Source organism: Halomonas sp. H5 (genome assembly GCF_050613175.1).
Classification (GTDB): domain Bacteria; phylum Pseudomonadota; class Gammaproteobacteria; order Pseudomonadales; family Halomonadaceae; genus Bisbaumannia; species Bisbaumannia salifodinae.
The window spans coordinates 1,083,989-1,109,619 of the sequence record NZ_CP192510.1 but is presented as its reverse complement, the minus strand read 5'-3'; the positions used below and the strand labels follow the sequence as shown (position 1 = coordinate 1,109,619).

Annotated in this window: 18 protein-coding genes and 1 tRNA gene; 8 read left to right on the top strand and 11 right to left on the bottom strand. The window is 65.3% G+C overall.

The features are described 5' to 3' along the window. Nucleotides 1-225: 225 nt before the first annotated feature. From ACQ1W9_RS05070 to ACQ1W9_RS05040, 7 genes are all read right to left on the bottom strand, one after another. A complete protein-coding gene (locus tag ACQ1W9_RS05070; protein ID WP_431025628.1) occupies nucleotides 226-1,665 on the bottom strand; it encodes a UvrD-helicase domain-containing protein in 1,440 nt (479 codons plus the stop codon). Beyond that, complete coding sequence (locus tag ACQ1W9_RS05065) at nucleotides 1,658-3,415, bottom strand: ATP-dependent nuclease (RefSeq protein ID WP_431025627.1); 1,758 nt, start codon at nucleotides 3,413-3,415, stop codon at nucleotides 1,658-1,660. The genes ACQ1W9_RS05070 and ACQ1W9_RS05065 overlap by 8 nt, the downstream gene beginning before the upstream one ends. Nucleotides 3,416-3,482: 67 nt before the next feature. After that, nucleotides 3,483-6,698 carry a type I restriction endonuclease subunit R gene (locus tag ACQ1W9_RS05060; RefSeq protein ID WP_431025626.1) on the bottom strand — a complete coding sequence of 1,072 codons (3,216 nt, stop codon included), beginning with the start codon at nucleotides 6,696-6,698 and terminating at the stop codon, nucleotides 3,483-3,485. A gap of 328 nt (nucleotides 6,699-7,026) precedes the next feature. Next, the gene (locus ACQ1W9_RS05055) at nucleotides 7,027-7,956 is read right to left on the bottom strand and encodes a GIY-YIG nuclease family protein (protein ID WP_431025625.1); all 930 of its coding nucleotides are present in this window, start codon (nucleotides 7,954-7,956) and stop codon (nucleotides 7,027-7,029) included. Nucleotides 7,957-7,970: 14 nt separating this feature from the next. Then, the gene (locus tag ACQ1W9_RS05050) at nucleotides 7,971-9,383 is read right to left on the bottom strand and encodes a restriction endonuclease subunit S (RefSeq protein ID WP_431025624.1); all 1,413 of its coding nucleotides are present in this window, start codon (nucleotides 9,381-9,383) and stop codon (nucleotides 7,971-7,973) included. Nucleotides 9,384-9,564: 181 nt separating this feature from the next. Continuing rightward, nucleotides 9,565-11,538, bottom strand: a complete 1,974-nt coding sequence (locus tag ACQ1W9_RS05045; RefSeq protein ID WP_431026409.1) for a type I restriction-modification system subunit M — start codon at nucleotides 11,536-11,538, stop codon at nucleotides 9,565-9,567. A gap of 119 nt (nucleotides 11,539-11,657) precedes the next feature. Next, nucleotides 11,658-11,734, bottom strand: a tRNA-Ile gene (locus ACQ1W9_RS05040). Nucleotides 11,735-11,889: 155 nt separating this feature from the next. Between ACQ1W9_RS05040 and ACQ1W9_RS05035 the strand changes: the two genes are divergently transcribed. The 4 genes from ACQ1W9_RS05035 to ACQ1W9_RS05020 all read left to right on the top strand — a co-directional run bounded on the left by ACQ1W9_RS05035 (nucleotide 11,890) and on the right by ACQ1W9_RS05020 (nucleotide 16,781). Next, a complete protein-coding gene (locus ACQ1W9_RS05035) occupies nucleotides 11,890-12,477 on the top strand; it encodes a hypothetical protein (RefSeq protein WP_431025623.1) in 588 nt (195 codons plus the stop codon). A gap of 436 nt (nucleotides 12,478-12,913) precedes the next feature. Continuing rightward, on the top strand, nucleotides 12,914-13,642 hold the full coding sequence (gene fhuF, locus ACQ1W9_RS05030) for a siderophore-iron reductase FhuF (RefSeq protein WP_431025622.1): 729 nt from the start codon (nucleotides 12,914-12,916) through the stop codon (nucleotides 13,640-13,642). Nucleotides 13,643-13,660: 18 nt separating this feature from the next. Continuing rightward, the gene (locus ACQ1W9_RS05025; RefSeq protein ID WP_431025621.1) at nucleotides 13,661-14,599 is read left to right on the top strand and encodes a helix-turn-helix domain-containing protein; all 939 of its coding nucleotides are present in this window, start codon (nucleotides 13,661-13,663) and stop codon (nucleotides 14,597-14,599) included. A 106-nt stretch (nucleotides 14,600-14,705) separates the two neighbouring features. After that, nucleotides 14,706-16,781 (top strand): TonB-dependent siderophore receptor, encoded by a 2,076-nt coding sequence (locus ACQ1W9_RS05020; protein ID WP_431025620.1) that lies wholly within the window; start codon nucleotides 14,706-14,708, stop codon nucleotides 16,779-16,781. A gap of 75 nt (nucleotides 16,782-16,856) precedes the next feature. Here ACQ1W9_RS05020 and ACQ1W9_RS05015 read toward each other — a convergent pair whose 3' ends face one another. After that, nucleotides 16,857-18,656: an ABC transporter ATP-binding protein gene (locus ACQ1W9_RS05015; RefSeq protein ID WP_431025619.1), complete on the bottom strand. Its 1,800-nt coding sequence runs from the start codon at nucleotides 18,654-18,656 to the stop codon at nucleotides 16,857-16,859. 136 nt (nucleotides 18,657-18,792) lie between these two features. On the opposite strand from ACQ1W9_RS05015, the gene ACQ1W9_RS05010 reads away from it, so the two are divergent. From ACQ1W9_RS05010 to fhuB, 3 genes are read left to right on the top strand one after another with little or no spacing between them, the layout of a single operon-like run. Then, entirely contained in the window at nucleotides 18,793-19,560 is a 768-nt protein-coding gene (locus tag ACQ1W9_RS05010; RefSeq protein ID WP_431025618.1) for an ABC transporter ATP-binding protein, read from the top strand. A gap of 3 nt (nucleotides 19,561-19,563) precedes the next feature. After that, a complete protein-coding gene (locus ACQ1W9_RS05005) occupies nucleotides 19,564-20,442 on the top strand; it encodes an iron-siderophore ABC transporter substrate-binding protein (RefSeq protein ID WP_431025617.1) in 879 nt (292 codons plus the stop codon). Next, nucleotides 20,439-22,436: a Fe(3+)-hydroxamate ABC transporter permease FhuB gene (gene fhuB, locus ACQ1W9_RS05000; protein WP_431025616.1), complete on the top strand. Its 1,998-nt coding sequence runs from the start codon at nucleotides 20,439-20,441 to the stop codon at nucleotides 22,434-22,436. The genes ACQ1W9_RS05005 and fhuB overlap by 4 nt, the downstream gene beginning before the upstream one ends. 82 nt (nucleotides 22,437-22,518) lie before the next feature. On the opposite strand, the gene ACQ1W9_RS04995 is transcribed toward fhuB, so the two are convergent. Together ACQ1W9_RS04995 and ACQ1W9_RS04990 are read right to left on the bottom strand one after the other, a co-directional pair. Further along, complete coding sequence (locus ACQ1W9_RS04995; RefSeq protein ID WP_346061773.1) at nucleotides 22,519-22,878, bottom strand: RidA family protein; 360 nt, start codon at nucleotides 22,876-22,878, stop codon at nucleotides 22,519-22,521. 80 nt (nucleotides 22,879-22,958) lie between these two features. Beyond that, entirely contained in the window at nucleotides 22,959-23,300 is a 342-nt protein-coding gene (locus ACQ1W9_RS04990) for a TraR/DksA family transcriptional regulator (RefSeq protein ID WP_431025615.1), read from the bottom strand. A 137-nt stretch (nucleotides 23,301-23,437) separates the two neighbouring features. On the opposite strand from ACQ1W9_RS04990, the gene ACQ1W9_RS04985 reads away from it, so the two are divergent. Further along, entirely contained in the window at nucleotides 23,438-24,631 is a 1,194-nt protein-coding gene (locus tag ACQ1W9_RS04985; RefSeq protein ID WP_431025614.1) for an MFS transporter, read from the top strand. 60 nt (nucleotides 24,632-24,691) lie between these two features. Here the strand turns inward: ACQ1W9_RS04985 and ACQ1W9_RS04980 are convergent, their stop codons facing one another. Further along, complete coding sequence (locus ACQ1W9_RS04980) at nucleotides 24,692-25,546, bottom strand: universal stress protein (RefSeq protein ID WP_431025613.1); 855 nt, start codon at nucleotides 25,544-25,546, stop codon at nucleotides 24,692-24,694. Nucleotides 25,547-25,631 lie beyond the last annotated feature (85 nt).

The following is a 25,631-nucleotide window of genomic DNA, read 5'->3' as shown; positions in this document are numbered from 1 at the left end:
GGGCACCTAATGTCGCCAGCCAGGGCCTTCAGCGTAAGGTGTGTTCACCGGACGCTTACATAGCGGATAGCGAAACCGGCGCGGATGCTCAAAACCGCTATCGCTTGGGAGGCGTTGCATAACGCCTCGACCGCGGAGATTTATGATATCGGGGTACATCCCCAATTAAAGCTAGTCGTAGAACGCTTCTCAGGTTGCAAGATCAGCCGCGCACTCCTAACGAGGTTAGCTTCCGGTCTTGAGCATGATCCGCGGGCTCGCTCCGAGCACCGTTACGCTTTTCCTGGCTCTCGATAACGCCACGTAAAGATTGCAGGGATCTCTCATCTTAGATAGATCCGCGATCACCACATGGTCGTATTCAAGGCCCTTGACAAGGAGGGTTCGAGAGGCAATGCGGGTGCCACTCCGACGCCCCACCTGCCGAAGTCGATCTCGTACTCTTGTAAGGTTATCGACAACAGACTCGCCGTTTTCCAAGGTCATCGAAATGGCCTCGCACGTGTCTTTCCATGCCTCCCAGCGATATATACGAAGGCCCTTGGTTGCTGCAATCTCCTTGGCTGCCAATGCGAGCTCGGTATAGGTCGGATTCTGCCGCAACCTATCGAGCACACGGAGGGCAGACTCCAGGCCTGGCCGCGTGTAGTGAATAATTCCCTGTCCCTGTTCCAGCTTTCTAAGAACAGCGGTATCAATCCCCGATAAACCAACTAAACAAGATTTCGCAAAGGCAGCAAACCATCGAGCCAGTTGCTGATCTCCCTCATGCGGCAGGCTTTCAAGCTGGGTGCGCATGAAGTTTCCGCTGATGTCCTCCATCACCGAGTAGCTTCCACCGAGACGGCTCGCATGAGTAGCGACATCGTTTGGCCATTTGTCGAGCAACACGACTGTCTCACCAAAGTCTCGAAACGAGTGGACAACCGATGCCAGGGTCTTTGGACCTGAAGTAGCAACATAGTTAAGGCCAGGCACCGCATAGGAGGAAAAATCGAATGCACTACCATCGATGAGGTCGGACCGAATATCGAGTAGCCATCGGCCCAAGCTGACGTTGTGGTCGGCCCAGCGGTGCGGCTCAAGGTCAAGTGAATGTTCCGGGAAGTTGGGGGCCACGTGCCCATCCCACGTAGCCATCGGCCCTGCAAATGTAAAAATGGCCTGAAGCCGATCTCCTAGAATCACCGACTTAGGGATCGCAACCGCTAAGGCCATAATGAACTCGTGCAGCACCAGTGTGCAATCTTGGTACTCGTCGACAAACAGATAGTCAAAGCTTAGCGAATGAACCTCAGCAATCGCATCGGAGCGCGCCACAGCAGTAGCACCGATGAGGTAGTCATGTGACTTTTTCCAATCTGGTATGCCACTCACTGAGATATCAGCGATTACCGAGTACGAGCGCACAAGTGAAAATGCCCAGCTTGTGATCGTATCCACCCTGAATTGAATAGGGGGCACGCCGAAGCGGCGCAGCCGCTTGCGGATAGCATCCACACCCGCGTTGGTATGGGTCAGAATTAAGGATCGCTGATTTTTTTCACCCGCAATAGCCGCTGCAGCAGCTAAGAGGTGCGTCTTTCCTGTGCCGGCAGGCATCTCTAACGAGCACGGAGCCGCATCGAGAAGCTTCTCAGCATTGGCATGCAGGGCCTTATCCATCGAATTTCTCGCCAAAATCACCCTCTTCAGGTTCTAGCCTCTCCGAATAAACGAAGGCCTTGACTTTATCAAGTTTAGCAACCGTCGAAGCCAGCTGTTTCTTAGTGTAGTTTCGAACGATCCATGCCCCCAAAACACGACCTCCATCAATGTTCTTAAACCACTTTCGCTTCACTGCTGCTGTCACGATACGATCCCGTGCATCTTCAAGCGTGATACCTGATGATATCCAGTCTTGAACATCCAACGAAGGCACTGGTTTTTTCGGTTCTATCGAATTTAAGTCCTGAAGAACTGTATCCTCGCCACTGCGCCTCTCAACTCCTATCTTGATAAAGGCCGTCAGACCTTTAACCGTGAGGTTCGCACACACCTGGCTTTCAGTATTGAATCCCGCACCCCAGCGAATCACTGTTACCCCCGCTGCCTCGGCAGATGAAACGTAATCATCCACACTGGGGTCGTCATTATCGAGGAACCCAGCGACAATGAACCCGAGACGCGCCAACGCTTCTGCACGCGGACCTACTTCGGTTCCACCGTTACCATCCTGAATAGCAACTCCTTCGCCAGCAGAGGTGGATAGACCTTCCTCTGCACGCTGTACATCCCAGGCCTCGAGGCATTCAAGAAGTAGTCCGTACTCAGTCTTACCCTCGGCTATCAGCACTCGACGAGCAAGTAAAGACGAAGGACGAGTTCGACGAAGACGTTGCATCAGGTCGTCAGCTCCACCAAGCGATGTAACCATGACGGTGCCATCTTGATTCTGGACCGTTGCTAAGTTGGAAATCTGAGCCTGCTCAACGATTACAGGCGAGTGAGTCGTAACGATCACCTGTGTATATCCATCGTCCGACAGCAGATAGTTCAGAAGGCGCACCGCGCGATGAGGTTCTAGGCCTGACTCTAGTTCGTCCACCACAGCGACCGACCGACTACCCGCTGCGAGCTGCTGTACGGCGAGACTCGCCAGGCGCCGACTACCGAGACCGTATCTGGTGAGAGGAATGATGTCTTCATGTAAGGCGAGTGCAGCACCCATCGAAGAACGTGAAGTATCCAAACCTGGACGAAGGTTGCCGAACCTGCCACCACCTACTTGGTTGGCACGGTCCTGTACTCTCTTAGTCAAATCGGCTAGTGATGAACTCTCGTGATCTACAAGGGCCTCACGCGCTGCACGAGATGCAGCAGCCAGCGCATCACGTTCGCTACCATCAGCATATGAAAGCCGACCAAGCGCAGAATTTCTACTCCAACGGAGTTGAGCATCAGTTCGATCATCGACTTTAAAGGTGGAGAATGTTCTGCGCTGAGCGGAATTCAGGTACTTTTCTGAACCATCCGGCCGGATCACGAGCCACCGTGGCTCCAAGCTCGAATCTACTGAGAGCTGTACCATGAGAGCTGGCTCGCTTCCGTCCTCGGGGTCCTGAAGAGGTTCACCATCTTGATCAACGCCGCTGAGCCAGAGCCCAAATGCAGAGTCCTTCTTCAGTTCACTAGGCAAATCGATCAGCAGAGCTTTGATGATGATCGGGCTCTGAACGTCAACATTGAAGAAATCTGTATCGGAAAACGGAATATTCCAACGATCACCGAGTAAGTAATGAATGGCATCGAGGATGGTCGACTTACCTCCGTCTCCCGGACCGATGAGTGCAACCAACTTCTGGTTAGTTGGCATCTTCCAATCTAGGGTTTTGATGCCTCTAAAATTATCAATCCGCAGTCTTCGAATGCGCACTTACCCTCTCCCCCTAGACTCCCAAATTTCCGAGGATTCCTAAGCTCTCTAATAATCCTATATGTTACTAGCTTGGCTGGGTATATCGTCCCGACCTCCCCGCTAGCAGCTTCAGTATCAACAGCGCAAACTGCCTGCCTGTCTCCTCATCCTCCAGCAGCGGCATGCTGAGCTTCTCGTGGTCGCTGAGGGCGTCGAGCACGGCGTCGGTGACCTTCTTCGGGAAAAGGCCATGCATCACCTGGTCTTCGCTGTGGTTACGCACCTGGGCCATCACCGCTTCGTCGCGCTCGATGCGGTCGGCGATACCGTTGGCGAAGTGTAGCTTGTCATCGTCGCTGACCTCGGCGCCGTAGAGGTCGTTGAGTCGGTCGATGATCTCGGCCAGGCGCTGCTTCTCGGGGTCGTGGGGCTTGCCGGAGCCCACCTCGCTGACCGGGGTGAGACCGTAGTCGCCCTCCGCCTCTTCCAGGCGCAAGCGCTTCTCCTCGCGCTTGGTGAGGCGGTAGTGGGTCAACTCCAGCTCGCTGACGTCGATGGCCTCCTCCTCCAGCAGCCGGTCGGTGCGCAGCAGCGGGTGGAGGTGGCGGGCGAAGACACACAGCTGCTCCAGCTCGGGATCGTCGAAGGTGACGATCTGGCTGAGGAATTCGTAGGTGCGCACGAAGCTCTGCAGGTTCTTGCGGAACAGGTCGAGCTCGTCGCGGGTGGTGCCGGCCTCCTTGAGCTCCTGCTCGGCGCGCTTCAGACCCTTGTCGTCGCCATTCTGCTCGGCGGCCTGGCGGGCCTCCTTCCAGACCTGGAGGTGCTCCAGGGCCAGCTGATAGCGCTGCTTGAAGCGGTCCTGAGCGGGGCGGCAATGGTAGCTGAGGCTGGAGGCCGGGGCCTTGGGGTCGAAGAAGGCCTTGGCGAAGGCTTCCACCTCGGGCCAGTGGTAGATGCTACTGGCGTCCAGGGTGCGCTGCAGGTCGTAGACCACATTGGGATCGGAGACGTCGGCCAGCTCGGCCTTGCGGTAGTAGGGCGCGAAGGCGTCGAGGATCTCCTGCTCGTCGTTGTAGAAGTCGAGGATAAAGGTCTGCTTGCCGGGGAACAGCCGGTTGAGCCGCGACAGGGTCTGCACGCAGTCCACATCACGTAGCTTCTTGTCCACGTACATGGCGCACAGCTTGGGCTGATCGAAGCCGGTCTGGAACTTGTTGGCGGCGATCATCACGTTGTAGTCGTCGGTGTCGAACGCCTCGGCCAGGTCGCGGCCCTTGAGCCCGGGGTTGAGCAGCTTGCTGGTCTCGGTGACCTCCTCGGGGATCTCCTCATCGGGCGGCACGCTGCCGGAGAAGGCCACCATGGGGTGAACGTCCGCATAGCCCTGCTCCTCGATATACCGGCGCATGGCTAGCTGGTAGCGCACCGCCTCCTGGCGACTGGCGGTGACCACCATGGCCTTGGCCTGGCCGTCGAGCAGGTGACGGACGTTATCGCGGTAGTGCTCGACGATGACCTCCACCCGCTGGGCGATGTTGTAGGGGTGCAGCCGCACCCACTTGGCCAGGGTCCGCGAGGCCTTCTTGGAGTCCACCTCCTGGTCCTCGGCATCCGGGTGGGCGAGCTTCCAGGCGGTGCCGTAGGTGACGTAGTTACGCAGCACGTCGAGGATAAAGCCTTCCTCGATGGCCTGACGCATGGAGTAGAGGTGGAATGGCTCGGGCTTGTTGTCGGCGCTGGCCGGCAGATCGGGATCCGGCGGACGACCGAACAGCTCCAGGGTCTTGGCCTTGGGCGTGGCGGTGAAGGCGTAGTAGCTGATGCGCTCGCTGGGGCGGCGCGAGGCCACGGCAGCATCCAGCATGTCCTCGGCACTGATTTCTCCTGCCTCGTCCCCTTTGGCTTCCCCGGCGGCCGCCAGCAACGCCTTGAGCTTGCTGGCCGAGCTGCCGGTCTGGGAGGAGTGGGCCTCGTCGGCGATCACCGCGTAGTGGCCTTCGGCGAGCTGCGGGCGCTTGTCCAGGGCGTCGAACAGCGCCGGAAAGGTCTGGATGGTGACGATGATGATACGGGTGTTGCTGGCCAGTGCCTCGGCGAGCTGCTCCGACTTGCTCTGGTTGCCGATATCGCGGGTGATGGGCCGCACCACGCCGTGGGCGTGCTCGAACTGGTAGATGGTCTCCTGGAGCTGGCTGTCGAGCACCGTGCGGTCGGTGACCACGATCACCGAGTTGAAGAGCTTCTTGCCGTCCTCGGCATAGAGATTGGCCAGCTGGTGGGCACACCAAGCAATGGAGTTGGACTTGCCGGAGCCGGCGCTGTGCTGCACCAGGTAGCGCCGTCCCGGCCCCTCGGCCAGGGTGGCCTGTACCAGGCGGTTGACCACCTCCCACTGGTGAAAGCGGGGGAATATCAGCGTTTCCTTGGTGGTGCGGCGGCCGTGGAAGTCCTCGCTGGTCTTCTTCTCCAGGTGCAGGAAGCGCCCGAGCACCTTCAGCCAGGCGTCCGGCGCGAACACCTCCTCCCACAGGTAGGCGGTGGCGTAGCTCTGCTCATCATCAGGTGGCGGGTTGCCGGCACCGCCCTCCTCCGTGCCGCGGTTGAAGGGCAGGAAGAAGGTCTCCTTACCGGCCAGCTTGGTGGTCATGGCCACCTCGGCCTGGCTCACCGCGAAGTGGACCAGGGCGCCGCGCTTGAAGGTCAGCAGCGGCTCGGGCTTGCGGGTGACGGGATCCTTGATCGGGCGGTCCTGGCGATACTGGCGCTTGGCGTTCTCCACCGTCTGCTTGAACTGGCTCTTCAGCTCCAGCGTCGCGGTGGGGATGCCGTTGACGAACAGCACCAGGTCGAGGCGGGGATTATAGTTCTGACCGACGCTCTCACCGCCCTTGCCCTTCTCCAGAGCGTGGGGCGAGTAGGAGACCTCCGGCACCACCCGCAAACGGTTGGCGCGATAGCGAGCCAGCGAATCCGGATTCATGCCGTGGTCGGGCTGGAAGCTGCAGAGGTCGAACTTCACCCCCGGCACCTTGAAGCCGTGACGCAGCACCTCCAGGGTGCCGGCCCTGTCCAGCTCGCGGATCACCTTCTGCACGAACACCTGCTCCGGCGCCTGGGGGTTGGCCTTGCAGAACTTCTCCCAGCGCTCGGGCCAGGCCTCCTTCACATAGCCGAGCAAATCCTCGGTGTAGAGCGCCGAGGCCCGGTCGTAACCGCTGGCCGTGCCGGGCTTCCAGCCCCCGACCACCATGGCCTCGATAATGTCCTGCTGGAAGCGGGCTTCCCTGCTGTCCGCCATATTATCCCCTGCGCTTGGCGTGTCTTTTGCAACAGCCTAGCGCGTCAGGAGTACAAGGAGAAGGCTACTTAGGCCGCTCCATCGTCCATAGGGGGCGGTCTCGCCAGTCGTCAGGGAAACCATTTCCGCCGTATTGATGGCGTGGTGGTCGATGAGAGTCGGCAGGCGTCAACCCCCTCTCCGGTTTACATCGAGCAACGAAAGTGGCCGCTGCGGCCGATTTCACGGTTTTTTCTAAACCAGGCTCTCGCCATCGGGAGCAACAGCAGCAATAGCAGCACGTCTGTCATAGGTTCGATCAGCGCGATGCACCTCGTTAGCCTGGCGGCTAACCCAGCGAGGTGGCAGCGGCACTAACCTGCTGATCCTGCCAGTCAGCATAGGTCTGCCCTGTGCTTTCTACCTTCCAGTCTTTACGGCCATTAGCCGCTCGGCCTGCCACCATGGCCGCAGCCGGACTGGGACTGCCAAAGGCGTAATCCGTGGCAAAGCGCCGATATCCGTCGCCGTTATCGACAAGAACGCCCTCATCACAAAGCTGTTTGAACAACGTTCGGTAATTGTGCTTTTGATCGGTCCACTCTACCCGCGCTTGTGAGCCTTCCAGTACGATGAACTCACCATCAACTTCCTGGGCGTAGGCAGTGAGGCTGTCACGCTTAATTTCCATTCGGAAGCGCGGCACATCGCTAATGCTAGGCTCAGAGGCTGCCTTGTCAGAAAGGCTTGGCCGGTGCATATCTCTCAAGAAGTCGAAGCCCAGCACCGGCAGCACCGTACGGATCTGCTCCAGGAAGAACGCCATATCGGCGCGATCCGACTCGGGCAAGTTGATGTACTCGTGGGCGGTGCCGTTGATCAGCTTGCAACGCCCAACCTGGGCGGCGCTCTGGATCAGCAGGCTCTCTAGGTACTTCACGTGGGCCTTGGTGAGGTTCTGGTCCTTGCTGGTGACCAGGCAGACCTTCTCCCAGAAATCCTTGCCACCCTTCTCCTCAGGACGGTTGTGCTGCTTGAGGCGGGTGGCGACGTCGTCACTTTCGCCGATATAGACCAGTGGCCGCGTGCTACCCTCGGGGTCGGGACCAATCAGGAAGTAGATGCCCGTGCGGCCGCACTCGGGACGCTGGACCAGCTCGCTAAGCTTGCTGCGTGGCCCGGTAAGCACATGGCCGGTCCAGTTCATGATCTCGGCGGTGAGCAGGCCATTGGGCGTGCCGTCCACCAGAAAGAGTCGGATGCTGCGTCCCTGGGTCATACTGCCTCCTTGTCTTAGCCGTAGGTGGCCCGCGCTTCGGCGGCCATCAACACCTCGGGATGCTCGGATTGTTGATCGGCCTGCCAGCCGCGCACATCGATCTTGCCGGTCACGGCGGCGGAGATCAGGGCGGAGCGACGTTCTTTAAGGAGTTCAATACCGTCACACGACATGCATATCGCCTCATCCATCTCTGCCAGCCTCTTGGAGACCGTATCCATAATTTTCTTTTGCTCATTGAGCGGTGGCAGTGCGATACGCAGAGTTGCAATATTGCTACTGTTCAGTCCACCCAATACTGCACCTCGCTTTTCGCTGCTTAGCTGCTGAGAGACGTACCATGCCTCATGTGCCAGCAGAGCAACAAACGAAGCTTGAACCAACGCCCCATTCACTCTAACTCGAATACTATCCGAATCGATAATCCCCTTTTGAACATCATTAGGAACAATACGACAGTTGCCTATACTTCCTTTCCTTGTAAACACAAGATCTCCGGGGACGAGATTGTATTTCTCATAACCAGGAAATAGACCACCGTTTACCCACCTATTTCCCTTTGAAAAGTCTCCGGTTATATAGTTTTCTTGCCCGTATACCTTTAGCTCATCAGGTTTGTTCAAAACTTGAGTCAAAGAAGAGCCAAATGGCCCCATCTGGACTGGCTCGCTGACCAAATGTTTCAAACGCTTTAATTCCCAATGTTCCGGCACTTCTCCCAGCCACTCCACCCCGGAGTCTTTCATCGGCACATCGGGGTCCAGCCCCTTGGTGACGGCATGGGAGATCACCGCCTGGCGCTTCTCCTTGAGTAGCTCGATCAGCCGCTTCTGCTGCTCCACCATGGCGTCGATGCGGGCGGTTTCGTGGTCGAGAAAAGACTGAATCAGTAACTGTTCTTCATAAGGCGGCCAAGCTATGGTGAAATTTCGAACGAAATCATCTGGCACGCGCTTCTGACCACCAGCACCATACATCGATGACTCACCGAGTACCCTGAAAGGCTCGGATGAGACGACCCGATATAGGTAGTCACTCGTCGTCAGTTCTGCTTTGGGGCGCATGACAGTGAGCTCGGTCGTACCAAAACCGATATGATTCTCGAGGCCACGCATGACGGCCCCTTTGCCGTTCTCAAAGCAAGGAGTGATTTTCGCGATAGTGACATCACCCTCGCTGACATAGGTATACCCTGCCAAGACCTCACTTATCGGCCGGACCTGTTCGAGTGACAATGAACCGTTATCTCCCACAGCTTCCATGGGAATAAAGCTGACGGAGCTCTCAGGAGGCAGCGAGCGCACTTCGGCCTTGGGCGGGTTGAGCTCGGCCACATATCTCAGGCGTTTCACCTCCCAATGCGCCGGCACCTCTCCCAGCCACTCGACGCCGGAGTTCTTGTACTCAGGGTATTTCGGAAAGCTCATCCCTTCACTCCTTCCCTTGCATTTGCCACCACCTCTCGCCGGGAGGATTCGACAAGCCAACCGCTGGACACAAAAAACCCGCCAGAGTGTGCGTCAGAGAGAGGCATGGCGGGTGTGTCGCCCACCATGCTGGAGTGACGTAGCCTGACCGTCAACACCCGCCCTACATGGCTATAGCACCTCATGCCGACAGCTCCTCGATCATCTGCTTGATCCGGTCGGTGCAGGCCTTGAGGTCAGCGTCGATCTCCTCCAGCGGGCGCGGCGGCGTGAACTGGTAGAAGTGCCGGTTGAAGGGAATCTCGAAGCCGACGATGCCGATACGGCCATCCAGCGGGTCGCGCTTCTCCTCGTCGATCCAGGCGTCGGGCACGTGAGGCTTCACCTCGCGCTCGAAGTAGTCGAACACCGACTCGTCCAGCGGCACGTTCTCGTTATCACGCAGCCCGCTGTCGGGTTCGGGGTTGCCCTGCTTGTCGAGACAGATGTCGGCTTCGGGATCGCGTTCGGAGAGGGCGCTGAGGATCGCCTTCTGCACCGGAGCGCCGACTTTCAGTCCTTCCGCCTTGAGTGCGGCCTTTAGCGCCTTGGTGAAGGCGTCGCGGTTGGTGAACCGCTGCTCCGGGTCCAGGGTGGCACAGGCGGCCTTGAGCGCCTCGCACTCGGCCTCGTCGAGCTTCTGGATGGGCTTTTCGTCATCGAGCCGGGCCAGGCGCTCGGGGGAGGCTTGGAAGTTGAGGCGCAGCGGGCGCTCCACGGTGATGCGTCGGTAGCCGAAGGCCTCCACCGGGAACAGCTTGCTCTCCTCGCTCTCCTGGCCGGCGCCGTAGAGGCGCACGATCTCCTCGATGTCGCGGTCGGCGATAAACTGGCGCTTGCTGCCCAGCGACTTGCGCATCTTGGAGGCCCGGCCGGTGGCGTTGATCAGCTGCACCTGGCCGCGGCGCTCGGCGGGCTTGTTATTCGAGAGGATCCACACATAGGTGGCGATGCCGGTGTTGTAGAAGAGGTCGGTGGGCAGGCCGACGATGGCCTTCACCAGGTCGTGCTGCAGCAGGTAGCGGCGGATCTCCGACTCCCCGCTGCCGGCGCCGCCGGTGAACAGCGGCGAGCCGTTGAGGATGATGCCGATGCGCGAGCCGCCCTCCTGGCGAGGGCGCATCTTGCTGACCAGATGCATCAGGAACAGCAGCGAGCCGTCGGAGACCCGCGGCAGGCCGGGGCCGAAGCGGCCGTTATACCCCTTTTGCTTGTGCTCGTCGGTGATCGCCTTCTGCACCTTTTTCCACTCCACCCCGAACGGCGGATTGGAGAGCATAAAGTCGAAGCGCTCGGTGAGGAGCTGGTCATCGGAGAGGGTGTTGCCGAGCTTGATACGCTCCACCTTCTGGCCCTTGATCAGCATATCGGCCTTGCAGATGGCGTAGGACTCGGGGTTGAGCTCCTGGCCATGCAGCGAGACGCTCATGCCACCACTGACCTGTTGCATGTACTCGTCGCTCTCGGAGAGAAAGCCGCCGGTGCCCGCGGTCGGGTCGTAAACGGTGACGATCCCACCGCCCTTGAGCTTATCGTCCTGGCCGGTAAGCACCAGGGAGGTGGTCAGGTGGACGATATCGCGGGGGGTGAAATGCTCCCCCGCCGTCTCGTTGGAGCTCTCGGCGAACTTGCGGATCAGTTCCTCGAACACCAGGCCCATGCCGAAGTTGCTGAGCCGAGCCGGGCTCAGGTCCATGGCGGCGAAGCGCTGCACCACCTGGTAGAGCAGGTTGCTGGCGCCGAGCTGCTGGACGAAGCCTTCGAACTCGAAGTGCTCGAAGACCTCCCGGGCGTCCTGGCTGAACGACTGCACATAGTTCAGCAGGTCGTCGGCGGTCTGGGTGTCGGAAAGGCTACCCAGGCTCAGCGGTGAGGCGTTGAAGAACGGCAAGTCGACGGCACGCAGCAGCAGCTTCTCGCGCACGGCATCAGGCTTGGCCTGGTAGGCCTGGGCGGCGGCCAGCACCTCGGCCTTGGTGGGCTCCAGCACGCACTCCAGGCGCCGCAGCAGGGTAAAGGGCAATATGATGCGGCCGTACTGGGACTGCTTGAAATCACCGCGCAGCAGGTCCGCCACGGACCAGATAAAGGCCGCGAATTGAGAGTGACTCTCCATGTTCACGATGGATACTTCCCCACGTATGAGTCTGATGGTAATCAATGACGGCCATCATACACAGCCAGATCGGCGGACGGGCAGATTGAGGAGAAGGCGAAGTGTAAGCACTTGATTCTTGGTGGGCCCAGCTGGACTCGAACCAGCGACCAAGGGATTATGAGTCCCCTGCTCTAACCAACTGAGCTATAGGCCCATCGCGGGAGGGGCGCTTGGCAGCGCGGGCGTATGATAGCGAATGCCGATTGGAGAGGCTAGCCCGGGGCCGGGATGAAGGGCCGGCTTCATGGGGCGACGGCACTTTCTGCGTCCCCGCGGGTCTGTGCTGAACGCGTCCCTGGAGAGTCCGTCATGAAGGCCACCCTGCCTAGCCTGTTTCTGTCATTGCTCGCCTTTTCCGCCTTGCCCGTCCAGGCCGCCTGGCAGTTGGATGGGGAAAACAGCAAAGTGGAAGCGACCCTGATCGCCATCACGCCCCAGGGCCCCTCGCCCCACACCCACCAGATCCGCGACCTGCATGGCGATATCGATGCCGAGGGGCGGCTGCGCCTGCCATTGCGCCTGGCCCAGACCGATGTGCTGGATCGCCTAGGCCCGCTGCCGCCCTGGCTGTCGGGCTTTACCGACCGGCCCCTGGCCACCCTGACCACCCAGTTGGCACCACAGCGCTTGGATAGCCTGCCAGTGGGTGACTCCCGGGTGGAGACCCTCACCATGACGGTGGAGGCCAATGGCAACCACCACCAGACGCCGGTACCGCTGCGTTTCTCGCGCCTGGATGGCACCACCATCCGCGTCACCGCCGCCGAGCGCATGGTGCTGGATGGCCAGGAGCTGATGGCCAACCCGACCCTGCGTGGGGTGCTGCTGATGCTCGGCTACGAGCAGATTGGCGACGAGGTGCCGGTGAACCTGGATGCCCTGCTGGTCGATCGCTGAGCCGAACGATATCCAAGGGCGACTGCGTCGCCCAATCGCGCGGGAAACCCACGCTCCCACAAAACCAGTGGCCACCCAGCCTACTGTGGGAGATTGCGGTCCGGCTGTGCCGAGCGATATCCAAGGGCGACTGCGTCGCCCAATCGCCGAGGCGTCGGATCGGCGGAAACCCACGCTCCCACAAAACCAGTGACCACCAGGACTCCCACCATGGTATTCACGCCAGAGTGCGAAGAGCCTTTTCGTGCGCTTGGCGCCACGACACATAAATACGAATAACTATTATTGAGTTTTTGCTTGTTGTTGGTATCCTTCGGCTGCTTACGAATTCATTTCCCGGGGCCCCAAGACCCCGGCATCCCTTCGCCGACAGGAGCCCTCATCACGATGCTGCTCTATCCATCCCTGACCTGGTCGCTGGAGTACTGAGGTCGCCATGCCCAGTCCCCTGGAGGCGCTCTACGCCGGTCCCATGGCCGCCCTGGTCTCACCGGGGCTGGGCACGCCGCCGCCCTCCGTCCTGGCCGCCGGGGAGCTGCTCGAGCCCGGGCGGCTGGCGGCCCGGCTGGATCACTTTTCCCATCAATACGACCGGGGCGACCGCCGCGCGGTGGCCTCGCTCTGGTCGAAGTGGCATCTCAGCGCGGTGATCTCGGCGGGGCTGGCCGCCAACCTGCTGCTGGAGCGCGACCTGCCCCTGGGGCTCGATGAGCTGCACCTGGAGCTCGCCCCCGAGGGCCAGACCCAGCGCCTGTGGCTGACCCACGACGGCACGCCCCTGGCCTCCCAGGATCCCTTCGTGCGCTTCGCGACGCTGATCGACGCTCACCTCACGCCGCTGATCGCCGCCCTGGCCGCGTATTCCGGGGCCTCCCCCAAGGTGTTCTGGAGCAACGCCGGCAATTACTTCGAGTACTTCGCCGAGGCCCTGGAGGCGCACCCCATGGCGAGCCCCGGGGCTGCCGAGCCGGCCCGGGAGCTGCTGGCGGCCCGCCAGTTGCCGGACGGGCGCCGCAACCCGCTCTATCAGCCGGTGCGCTACCTGGCCGACGCCGCCGGAGGCGAGCCCGAGCGGCGCCGGCGCCTGTGCTGCATCCGCTACCTGATTCCCGAGCTCGGCTACTGCGGCAACTGCCCGCTGAGCCATCGCGACACTCGCCGCTAAGCGGAGGAAGACGAGGCCATGACGACCACCCGCCGCCATACCGTCGCGGACTTTCTCGGCTACGGTCGCCGCTACCGCATCGACTATCGCTTCCCGGCGGCCCCGAGCCAGCCGGAGCGCGCCGCCCGGTTGCCCATCGCCCAGGGGCGGGTGGAGACCCTCGCCCTGACGGCGGGGGCCGAACTGGTGCTCTCCGACCTGGAGGTGGTCCAGCCCTATGCGTCCCGCTCACGGGGCCAGGCGGCGCTGCTGATCGTGGTGGTGATGGAGGGCCGGGTACGCCTGGGCACCCTGGAGGCGGAGCGCTGGCTGACCGCCGGCGAGGCCTTTACCCTGCGTCTCGACGAACGCCAGATCCTCAGTGCCCACCAGCCCGCCGGCCAGCGCCTGCGCACCCTCAGCCTGGCCCTGGACGAGGCGGCCATGCACCAGTGGTGCGGCGAGGCCCTGCCGGCGCAGGCACCCTGTGCCTGGTCGCTGCCCAACGCCCTGAGCCTGACCCTGGAGCAGGGCTATCGCAGCGAGCTCAGCGGCCAGCCCCGCCGGCTGCTGTTCCAGGGGCTGGCGCTGCAGCTGCTGGCCCGGGGGCTAGTTCCCCCCGTCCGGGACACCCCCCAGACGACGGCCCCCACGGCCTCGCCTGGCCGGCGCCTGGAGGCGGTGCGCCGCCTGCTGGAAGAGGCCCCCGAGCGCGAGCATAGCCTGGAGGCCCTGGCGGCGCGGGCCGCCATGAGCCCCAGCACCCTGGTGCGCCGCTTCCGGGCCGCCTACGGCTGCTCGCCCATCGACTACCTGCGGCGTCGGCGCCTGGCCCGGGCCCGGGAGCTGCTGCTCGGCGGGCATAGCGTCCAGCAGGCCGCCCACCTGAGCGGCTATCGCCATGCCAGCAATTTCATCACCGCCTTCCGCCGCGCCTATGGCGTGTCGCCGGGGAGCCTGGCGAGTTCCCGCCCTTGAGGCAGGCTGATACTCGCCCATAACACCTTGCGCGGCACGCATAACTCGGTACCGCCAATAGGTGGAATAATTCTCACTTTCAAATCAACCAGCCCGAGAGTGATCCATGCCCCGCTTGCACCGCCTGACGCTCGCCGTCGCCCTGGCCTCCGCCCCGCTGTCCACGCCGCTGCTGGCCGACGAGCCCCTGGAGACCCTGACGGTCACCGCCAGCGCCGCCACCAAGACCGAGACGCCCTTTATCGAGACGCCCCAGGCGATCTCGGTGGTCGAGCGCGAGGAGTGGGAAACCCGCGGCGCCGAGAGCGTACAGCGCGCGGCCGACTATACCCCCGGCGTCTTCACCAACCAGATCGGTGCTTCCAACCGCTACGATTACCTGGTGCTGCGCGGCTTCGCCGACGGCAGCGTCAACAACACCTTCCTCGACGGCCTCAAGGTGATGAGCGACGGCGGCTCCTTCAGCTCCCTGGTGATCGATCCCTGGTTCCTGGAGCGCTTCGAGGTGGTCAAGGGGCCCGCCTCGGTGCTCTATGGCCGCGCCTCCCCCGGCGGCCTGGTGGCCCAGACCAGCCGTCGTCCGGAGTTCGAGTCCGGCGGCGAGCTGCGCCTGCGCCTGGGCAACAACGCCCAGCGCGGCGCCGCCTTCGACGTCACCGGCCCGCTGGACGCCGAGCGCCGCCTGGCCTTCCGCCTCACCGGCCTGGCGGATGCCGCCGATACCCAGTTCGGCCCGGTAGAAGAGGAACGCTACGCCTTCGCCCCCCAGCTCACCTGGGACATCAATGACGCCACCAGCCTGACCCTGCACGCCTACCTGCACCGCGACCCGGAGGGCGGCTCCCACTCCGGCCTGCCCTTCGAGGGCACGGTGGTGGACCGCAACGGCCGGCGCATCTCCAACACCTTCTTCGAGGGCGAGGAGGATTTCGAGAAGTTCGAGCACGACCAGGCCATGGTCGGCTACGAGTTCGAGCATCGCTTCAGCGACTCTCTGAGCGCCCGGCAGCGGCTGCGCTACACCGAGACCGAGGTGGAGCTGGGCCAGGTCTACGCCTTCGGCTGGGCGTCGGCCACCGAGCTCAACCGCTACTTCTCCGGCGGCGACGAGTCCCTCGACGCCCTGACCGTGGATAACCAGCTGGAGGCGCGCCTGGCCACCGGCGGCGTGGATCACACCCTGCTGCTGGGCCTGGACTACCAGCAGCGCGACAACGAGGTGCTCTGGACCTCGGGGGCCTTCCCCGCCATCGACGCCTTCGCTCCCCAGTACGGCGCCGGCCCCAGCACCATGTACCCCGAGACACGCGAGCACCGCGAGCTGGAGCAGACCGGCGTCTACCTGCAGGATCAACTGGCCTTCGGCAACTGGCACGCCAACCTGGGCCTGCGCCACGACTGGGTGGATATCACCAATAGCGACCCGCTGAGCGGCACGGCGAGCGAGCTGGACGACACCCAGGTCAGCGGCCGCGCCGGCCTGCTCTATGCGTTCGACAACGGCCTGGCGCCCTACGCCAGCTACTCCACCTCCTTCAGCCCCAACAGCACCACCGACCAGGACGGCGACCTGCTGGCCCCCACCGAGGGCGAACAGGTCGAGCTGGGCCTGAAGTACCAGCCGCCGGGGACGCGCAACCGCTACAGCCTCGCGCTGTTCGATATCACCCAGGAGAACGTCTCCGCCAAGCTGCCCAACGAGACCTTCTACCGCGCCACCGGCGAGATCCAGTCCCGAGGCGTCGAGCTGGAAGCGCATAGCCAGCTCACCGAGGCCCTCTCGGTGCAGGCCGCCTACAGCTACACCGACGTGACCCTGGAGCAGACCGGCGACGCCACCCAGGGCAACCACGACAACCAGGTGCCACGCCACCAGCTCGCGGTCTGGGGCAACTACGCCGTCCAGTCCGGCGCCCTGGCCGGCCTGGATGCGGGGCTCGGCGTGCGCTACCACGCCGATATCCACGCCGACGACGCCAACACCGAGATGGTCCCGGACTACACCCTGGTCGACGCCACCCTCGGCTATGACCTGAGCCGCCTGGGCCTCGACGGCATGAGCGCGCGCCTCAATGTCGGCAACCTGCTGGATGAGGAGTACGTGGCCTCCTGCTACGACCTGAACTTCTGCTACTTCGGCGCCGAGCGCAGCGTTACCGCGACCCTTAACTACCGCTTCTGAGTCGTGCCCAGCACACAAAACGGCGGCCCGAGGGCCGCCGTTTTGCGTTCAGTCGTGCGGAGACACCCAGCGGTGTCAGAACACCGAGAGGGCATCCTCCTCGGCGCTGCCGGTCTGCACCCGCCACTGGGCGGCGTAGCGTCCCTCGGCGGCCAGCAGCTCGGCGTGGCTGCCCTGCTCCACCACCCGGCCGGCCTCGATCACGGCGATCCGGTCGGCGTGCACGATGGTCGAGAGGCGGTGGGCGATCATGATCACGGTGCGGCCGTGGGCGATCTTGCGCAGGGAGCGCTGGATGGCCGCCTCGGTCTCGTTGTCCACGGCGCTGGTGGCTTCGTCCAGCACCAGGATCGGCGGGTCCTTGAGCAGCGCCCGGGCCAGCGACAGGCGCTGGCGCTGGCCGCCGGAGAGGCGCACGCCGCGCTCGCCCACCGGGGTGTCGAGGCCCTGGGGCAGGGCCCGGATAAACTCCCAGGCCTCGGCGACCTTGGCCGCCTCGGTGATCTCGTCCTCCGAAGCGTCCGGCCTACCGTAGGCGATATTGTCGCGGATCGAGCCCTCGAACAGGTAGACGTCCTGGCTGACCAGGCCGATGGCGCCGCGCAGCGCGGCCAGGCTCACCGCCTCGATGGGCCGGTCGTCGATCAGCACCCGCCCGGCGGCGGGGTCGTAGAAGCGCAGCAGCAACTTGATCAGGGTCGACTTGCCGGAGCCGGTGGCCCCCACCAGGGCCAGGGTATGCCCCGCCGGCACCGCCAGATCGATGTCCTCCACGCCCACCTCGCTGTTGGCGTAGCGGAAGCTCACCCCCTCGAAGCGCACCGCGCCGCGCACCGGCGTCGGCAGCGCCGCCTCGCCGCTGTCCTTGACGGTGATCGGCACCGCCAGCAGGTCGAGGATGCGCCGGGTGCTGGCCATGGCCCGCTCGAAGAGGTCGATCACCTGGGCCAGGCCGGTCAGCGGCCACAGCAGGCGCTGGGTCAGGAACACCAGCACCCCGTAGGCGCCCACGTTGAGGTCGCCGCGCAGGGCCATCATGCCGCCCACGGTGAAGGTGGCCAGGAAGCCGGTGAGGATCGCCATGCGGATCACCGGAATAAAGGCCGAGCTGAGGCGGATGGCCCGGCGGTTGGCCTCCACATAGGCCTCGCTGGCCTGGCGCAGCCGCTCGGCCTCCCGGGCCTCGCTGGTGAAGCTCTTGATGGTGGCGATCCCCGCCAGGTTGTTGCTCAGGCGGCTGGCCAGGTCGCCCACCTTCTCGCGCACCTCGGCGTAGAGGGGCCCCGCCTTGCGCTGGAAGAAGAAGGCGCCCCAGATGATCAGCGGAATCGGCGTGAAGGCGAGCAGGGCGATCAGCGGCGAGAGCACGAAGAACACCGCGCCCACCGCCACCACGGTGACCCCCACCTGGATCATGGCGTTGGCGCCGCCATCCAGGAAGCGCTCCAGCTGGTTGACGTCGTCGTTCATGGTGGCGACGAGCTGCCCCGAGCTCCGCGACTCGAAGTAGGCCATGTCCAGGCGCTGGGCATGCTCGTAGGCGTCCTGGCGCAGGTCGGCCTGCAGCCGCTGGGCCAGGTTGCGCCACAGGATCTGGAAGAGGTACTCGAAGAGCGACTCGCCGGCCCAGATCACGAAGGTCAGCACCCCGAGCATCATGATCTGCTCCTGGGGCGTCTCGAAGCCGAGGCGCGCCACGAAACTGCGCTCCTGGTTGACCACCACGTCGATGGCCACCCCGATCAGGATCTCCGGGGCGATATCGAAGAGCTTGTTGATGATGGAGCAGGCGGTGGCCGCGATGATGCGACGGCGATAGCCCCGGGCATAGCGCAGCAGGCGCCCCAGGGCATGGAAACTGGAGGTGTGGGACATGACGACTTCCTTTCTCGATAGCCCGCCAAGGGTAGAGGATTTCCCCCGGCGACACCACGCCAACATGATTGATAAAGCTTCTTGTTTGACTTAACCTTCGCAACCGATATTGACTCGCCCCGCCGGGAGAATCGCCATGTTCGAGACCCGCGCCGCTACCTTCGAGGTGGACGGCAAGCGCCTGCTCCAGCCCACCGAGCTATGCCTCGAAGAAGGTAAGGTGCATGGCCTGATCGGCCATAACGGCTCCGGCAAGTCGACCCTGCTCAAGCTGCTGGCCCGCCAGCAGCCGGCGAGCGGCGGCGAGGTGCGCCTCGACGGCCGGCCCCTCGCCGCCTGGGGCCAGCGCGAATTCGCCCGCCGGGTGGCCTACCTGCCCCAGCACCTGCCCACCACCGATAGCCTGACCGGGCGCGAACTGGTGGCCTTCGGCCGCTACCCCTGGCATGGCCTGCTGGGCCGCCACGGTGCCGAGGATCACGCCGCCATCGAGCGCGCCCTGGCGCTGACCCATACCGAGCGCTTCGCCGACCGCCTGGTGGATACCCTCTCCGGCGGCGAACGCCAGCGCCTCTGGCTGGCCATGTTGCTGGCCCAGGGCAGCGGCTTCCTGCTCCTCGACGAGCCCCTGGCGGCCCTGGATATCGCCCACCAGGTGGAGGTGCTGGAGCTGATCCGCCGCCTCTGCGGCGAGCTGGGCCTGGGGGTGATCATCGTCCTCCACGACATCAACCTGGCGGCCCGCTACTGCGACCGCCTGGTGGCCCTGCACGGCGGCCGCCTGCTGGCCCAGGGCGAGCCCGGGACGCTGATGAACGACGCCACCCTGGAGGCGATCTACGGCCTGCCGCTGCGGGTGGTGCCACACCCCAGCGGCGCCCACCCCATGGCGGTGGTGCCCTAGGCCATGCTCCGAGTCCGACACCTGGCGCGCCTGGCCGCCCTGACCCTGCTGCTCGCCACGCCCTTCGCCGCCCCCCTCGCTCAAGAGGAAGCCGGCGAGCCCCGCCTGGCCAGCCTCGACTGGACCCTGGCCGAGACCCTGGTGGCCCTGGGCCATCCCCCGGTGGCGCTGGGCCAGGTGGCGGCCTATCACGCCTGGGTGGGCGAGCCGGCGCTACCCGAGTCGGTGATCGACCTGGGCCTGCGCAGCCAGCCCAACCTGGAGCGGCTGGCCGCCCTGGCCCCGGAACGCATCCTGATCTCGCCGATGTTCGCCAACCTGACGCCACGCCTCGAGCGCATCGCCCCGGTCAGCGAACTGACCCTCTATGCCCCCGGCGAGGCCACCTGGCCGCAACTGCTGGCCCTGACCCGGGAACTGGCGGGGCGGGTCGAGGATCCCGCCGCCGGCGAGGCGCTGATCGAGGCCAGCGAGGCGCGCCTGGCCGAGCTGCGCGAGCGCCTGCCCGAGACCGGCGAGCCGCTATTGATCGTGCAATTTATGGATGCCCGCCATGTGCGGGTGTTCGGCGCCAATGGCCTCTACCAGGCGGTGCTGGAGCGCCTGGGGCTGGAGAACGCCTGGACGCGCCCCACCAATGCCTGGGGCTTTAGCCTGGCCAGCCTGGAGGAGCTGGCCGCCATCGAGGCTCGCCTGGTGGTGGTGGAACCCTACCCCCGGGGCGTCGAGGCACGACTCGCCGACAGCGGCCTCTGGCAACACCAGCCCAGCGTCGCGGCCGACCGGGTGATCACCCTGGCGCCGGTGTGGAGCTTCGGCGCACTGCCCTCGGCGACGCGGTTCGCCGAGCTGCTGGTCGGCGCCCTCGAGGCCCAACCATGACCCCCTCTTCGACCCTCGAGCGTCGCGGTGGTGCACGCCTGATCCCCTGGCTGGGGCTCGCCCTGCTGGGCCTGCTGATGCTGGGCCTGGCCCTGGTCACCCTCGCCGAGCAAGGCGGCGCCGCCGCGGCCTGGCGGGCGCTGTTCGCGGTCACCCCGGGTGATACCGCCAGCCTGGTGCTGCACTACGCCTGGTGGCCGCGCCTGGCCATGGCGCTGCTGGCCGGCGGCGGCCTGGCCCTGGCCGGGGTCTTGATGCAACAGGTGCTGCGCAACCCCCTGGCCGCCCCCACCACCCTGGGGGTGGCCAGCGGCGCCAACCTGGCGCTGATGGCCGCCTCGCTGATGGCCCCAGGCCTGCTGGTGCTGGGCCGGGAATGGGTGGCCCTGGCCGGCGGCGCCCTGGCCATGGGACTGGTCATGGCCCTGGCCTGGCGGCGGCGCCTGGCGCCGCTGGTGGTGGTGCTGGCGGGCCTGGTGGTCAACCTCTACGTCGGGGCCCTGGCCCTGGTGCTGCTGCTCTTCCACCAGGAGGAGCTCAAGGGGCTGCTGATCTGGGGCGCCGGCGCCCTGGCCCAGGACGGCTGGAGCGATGCCGCCTTCCTGGCCCCGCGCCTGGCCCTGGGCCTGCTGGCCGCCCTGGTGCTGCTGCGCCCGCTGCGCCTGCTGGAGCTGGATGACGCCAGCGCCAGCAGCCTGGGGGTCTCCCTCAAGCACCTGCGCCTGGCCGCCCTGGGGCTGGCCATCTTCCTCACCGCCAGCGTGGTCAGCGTGGTGGGCATCGTCGGTTTCATCGGCCTGGCGGCGCCCAACCTGGTGCGCCTGGCCGGGATCCGCGGCCTGGCCGCCCGGCTGCTGGCCGCCACCCTGCTCGGCGCCCTGCTGCTGGCCACCACCGACCTGCTGCTGCAGGGCGCCGGGCCCTGGCTGCCGACCCTGATTCCCACCGGCGCCGCCACCGCCGCCCTCGGCGCGCCCCTGCTGCTGTGGCTGATCCCGCGGCTGCGCCTCGGCGACAAGGCCCCGCCCAGCGCCGCGCCGGGCCTCGGCCCCCGCCATCCCGCCCCAGCGCGGCTGGCCGGCGGGCTCGCCCTGGCCCTGGTCGTTGCCCTGGTGGTCGCCCTGTGCTGGGGCCAGGGTGCCCAGGGCTGGCAGTGGCTGACCCGCTGGGACGTGCTGGAGTGGCGCCTGCCGCGGCTGGCGGCGGCCGCCGCCAGCGGCGTGCTGCTGGCCCTGGCCGGCACCCTGCTGCAGCGGTTGACCGCCAACCCCATGGCCAGCCCCGAGCTGCTGGGCATCAGCGGCGGTAGCGCCATGGCGCTGATGGCGGCGATCTTCCTGCTGCCGGCGCCGGGCAACCTGGCCCTGGTGGCGGCGGGCACCCTGGGGGCCCTGGCCAGCCTGGCGGTGCTGGTGGGCATCAACCGGCGCGGCGGCCTGCGCCCGGAGCGGCTGCTGCTCACCGGGGTGGCCATCACCGCCCTCTTCGATGCCGTGCGCGCCATGGTGCTGGCCGGCGGCGATCCCCGCGGCCAGCTGATCCTGGCCTGGCTCTCCGGCTCCACCTACTACGTCGAGGCGGGCAGCGCCCTGGCGGTGTCGCTCCTGGCCCTGCTCCTCGGCCTGGCGACCCTGCCCTTCGCCCGCTGGCTGGATATCCTGCCGCTGGGCGCCGCCAGCAGCCAGGCCCTGGGCATCCGCCTCAACCAGGCGCGGCTGTCGCTGCTGCTGCTGGTGGCGCTGCTCACCGCCTGCGCCACCCTGGTGGTGGGGCCGCTCTCCTTCGTCGGCCTGCTGGCCCCGCACCTGGCGCGCCTGCTGGGCTTCGCCCGGGCCCGCGGCCAGCTCATCGGCGCCGCCCTGCTGGGCGCCCTGCTGATGGTGCTGGCGGACTGGCTGGGCCGCCAGTGGCTGTTCCCCGACGAGATCCCCGCCGGCATCGTCGCCTCGCTGATCGGCGGCAGCTACTTTATCTGGCGCCTGCGCCGGCTTTGACCCCGCCTCCCAACGCCAAGGGCCCGCCGAATGGCGGGCCCTTGGCGTCAAGCGAGTGGCGCTGTTCGCCACTGGCTCATCTTCAGCCTTTCACGACGGCGGTGACGCTGATCTCCACCTTCAGCTCGTCGGCGGGCATGGGGGCGACGAGGCAGGCACGCGCCGGGGCCTGGCCCTCGGGCACCCAGGCGTCCCAGACCGCGTTCATGGCGGCGACGTCGGCGCCATCCTTGAGGTAGATGGTGGCGGCGAGCAGGTGCTCGCGGTCGGAGCCGATCTCGGCCAGCAGCGCATCGACCCGGGCCAGCATGCTCTCGGTCTGGGCGGTGATATCGCCCTGGCGGGCCTCGGGGCCGGCCACCTGGCCGCACAGATAGGCCACGCCGTTATGGATGACGGCGCGGCTCATACGGGTCTTGGTGTCGTGACGCTGGATGCTCATGGCTACCTCGCTGGAACAGGGACGGGAAAGGTCAAAATGATAACGCACACCACGGCAGAATCACGGATAATTCCACTGTTTTATTCGGCACAGTCAATACATTTCAACACAGTTGGATCCCATTCCAGGCGTTTCTTCGATATCCATTCGCCGCACTCGATGCACTCGCCGTAGTCCCCCGCCGCGATGCGTTTCAGGGCCGCCTCGATGCGCGTCAGGGCCAGTTGGCGGCGCTGCTCCTCGGCCTTTGCCATGGCCTGCCCCTGGAGGGCATCCATCCGCGACAGCCGCCCCACCGAGGTCTGGTCCAGCACCACGGTCTCCCGGGAGTCCGCCGAGGCGGCGCTCTGCTCGCAGAGCTCCTCGCGCAGGGCCTCGAGTCGTGCGGTCACGGCGATCATATCCAGTTCGGGATGATTCATCTCGACCTCCGGCTCAGGGGATGGCGAGCCTCATGGGCTCCCCATCGCTGCTATCATGGGCCGCTGTCGCGGCCGTGCTCCCTCCATCTTGCCACCGGACGCCGGACGCCGCACGACTCAGGGACAGGAGATCGACCATGGGTTACCGCACCCTGCTGCGGGATCACCGCGGCCTGCTGAGCATCGCCTTCCTGGCGATGTTCACCTCGAGCCTCGGCCAGAGCTTCTTTATCGGCCTCTTCCAGGCCCCCATCGCCGAGCGCCTGGGGCTTTCCGCCGGCCAGTTCGGCACCGCCTATGCCCTGGTGACCCTGGTGGCGGGCTTCGCCATGCTACGCCTGGGGCCGAGCATCGACTGGATAGCCCCGCGGCGCTTCGCCATCACGGTGCTCCTGGCCCTGCTGGCCGGCATCCTGCTGCTCACCACCGCGCCCTGGTGGGGGCTCGGCCTGCTGGGGCTGGGCCTGGTGCGCCTGTGCGGCCAGGGCATGATGACCCACCTGGGCAATACCCTGGCGGGACGCGAGTTCACCGACCTGCGCGGCCGCGCCCTGGGCCTGGTGGGCACCGGCCTGATGCTCGGCGAGACGGCGCTGCCGCCGCTGATGGCCGCCCTGCTGGTGTGGCTGGGCTGGCGGGAGCTGTGGTGGCTGTTCGCCGCCGTCCTGGCACTGCTGTGGGTGCCGCTGCTGCTGCGGGGCCCCTGGCCCGGGGCGCCGGGGCGGCGGCCGGTGCGGGGCCAGCCTCAGGACGGCCCGCGGCCCTTCCGCGAGAGGCGTTTCTGGCGGTTGTTGCCGCTGCTGATGACCCTGCCGGTGACCATGACCGGCCTCTTCATCTACCAGGCGCGCATGACCGAGGACCTGGGCAGCACCCTGGGCGTCTATGCCCTGGCGCTGGCCGGCATGGGCCTGGCCAAGCTGCCCGGCGCCCTACTCGGCGGCCGCTGGGTGGATCGCCTGGGGCCGGTGCGCCTGGCGCGCCTCTATCTGCTGCCCTATGCCCTGGCCCTGGTAGTGGCCATCGTCTGGGGCGGTCACCCGGGGGTCTGGGCGCTGATGGTCGGCGGCGGCCTGGCCATGGGCGCCCAGGAGTCCATCGCCACCAGCCTGCTGGTGCGCCTGTGGGGCAGCGAGCACCTGGGCACGGTGCGCGCCACCCTGAGCGCGGCCATGGTCTTCTCCACCGGCATCGCCCCGGCGGTGCTGGGGCTGGCCCTGGACCTGGGCGCCTCCTTCACCCTGATCCTGGCCGGCATGCTGGCGCTGCTGGTGGTGGGCTGGCTGCTGGCCCAGGGCGTCCTGGCCAGCGCCCGATCGGGCCAGGACTGAAACGACATCGCCGACCAGGGGCACTCCCCTGGCCGGCGATGGCTAGCATAACGCCCTGACTTAACGCAGCAGCAGGACCGGCAACTTGGCCTTGCGCAGCATGGCGGTGGTGGTGCTGCCCACCAGCAGGTGGCGAATCCGCGAGTGGCCGTAGGCGCCCATCACCAGCAGGTCGATGCCCTGCTCTTCCCCATAGGCGCGCAGGGTCTCCTCCACCTCGCCGGCGCGGATCTCCCCCACCGCCTGGTGATCCGCCTCGCGCAGGGTACTCAGCGCCCAGTCGAGCTGGGAGCGCAGGTCGGCGAGTTCCGCCCCCACCATCACCACATGGCACTCGCAGCCCTGGAACAACGGGCTCTTGGCGATCATCTCGATGCCCTTGCGGGTGGTCTTGCTGCCGTCGAAGGCGATCAGCACCTTCTCGGGGCGGGTGAAGGTGGGCGGCACCATCAGGATAGGGCGATGCAGGCTGCGTACCACCCGCTCCAGGTTGGAGCCCAGGTGGCCGCTGTCCTGCTGGTGACCCTCGCCGCGCTTGCCGATCACTAGCAATCGGGTCTCCTCCTCCAGTTCCGCCAGGGTCTCCACCAGGGTGCCGTTGCGCTGGCGGCTGGCGGGTTCCGCCACGCCGTCGGCCAGGGCCCGCTCCTTGGCCGCCTGGAGCATCAGCCGGCCCTGCTCCTGGGCCAGCTTGGCACGCTGCTCGTCGAGACTCGCCAGCTCTTCCAGCAGGTGCTCACGGGAGCCCAGGCCGATATTGCCGGAGAGGTCCGCCTCGGCGGTCTGGGGGTGATTATCCACCACATGCAGGAAGGTGAGCGGCGCCGCCAGCGCCAGACTGGCCCAGGCCGCGTAATCGCAGACGCCCTCGGAGAACTGGGAGCCGTCGATGGCGGCCATTACTTGCTCGGTCATGTGCTCAATCCTTTTGCTGGCGTATACCCCGTTTCTACCCTATCGATGCCGCGCTGAACACCCCGGCGCGCCCGGGGTGTCGGCG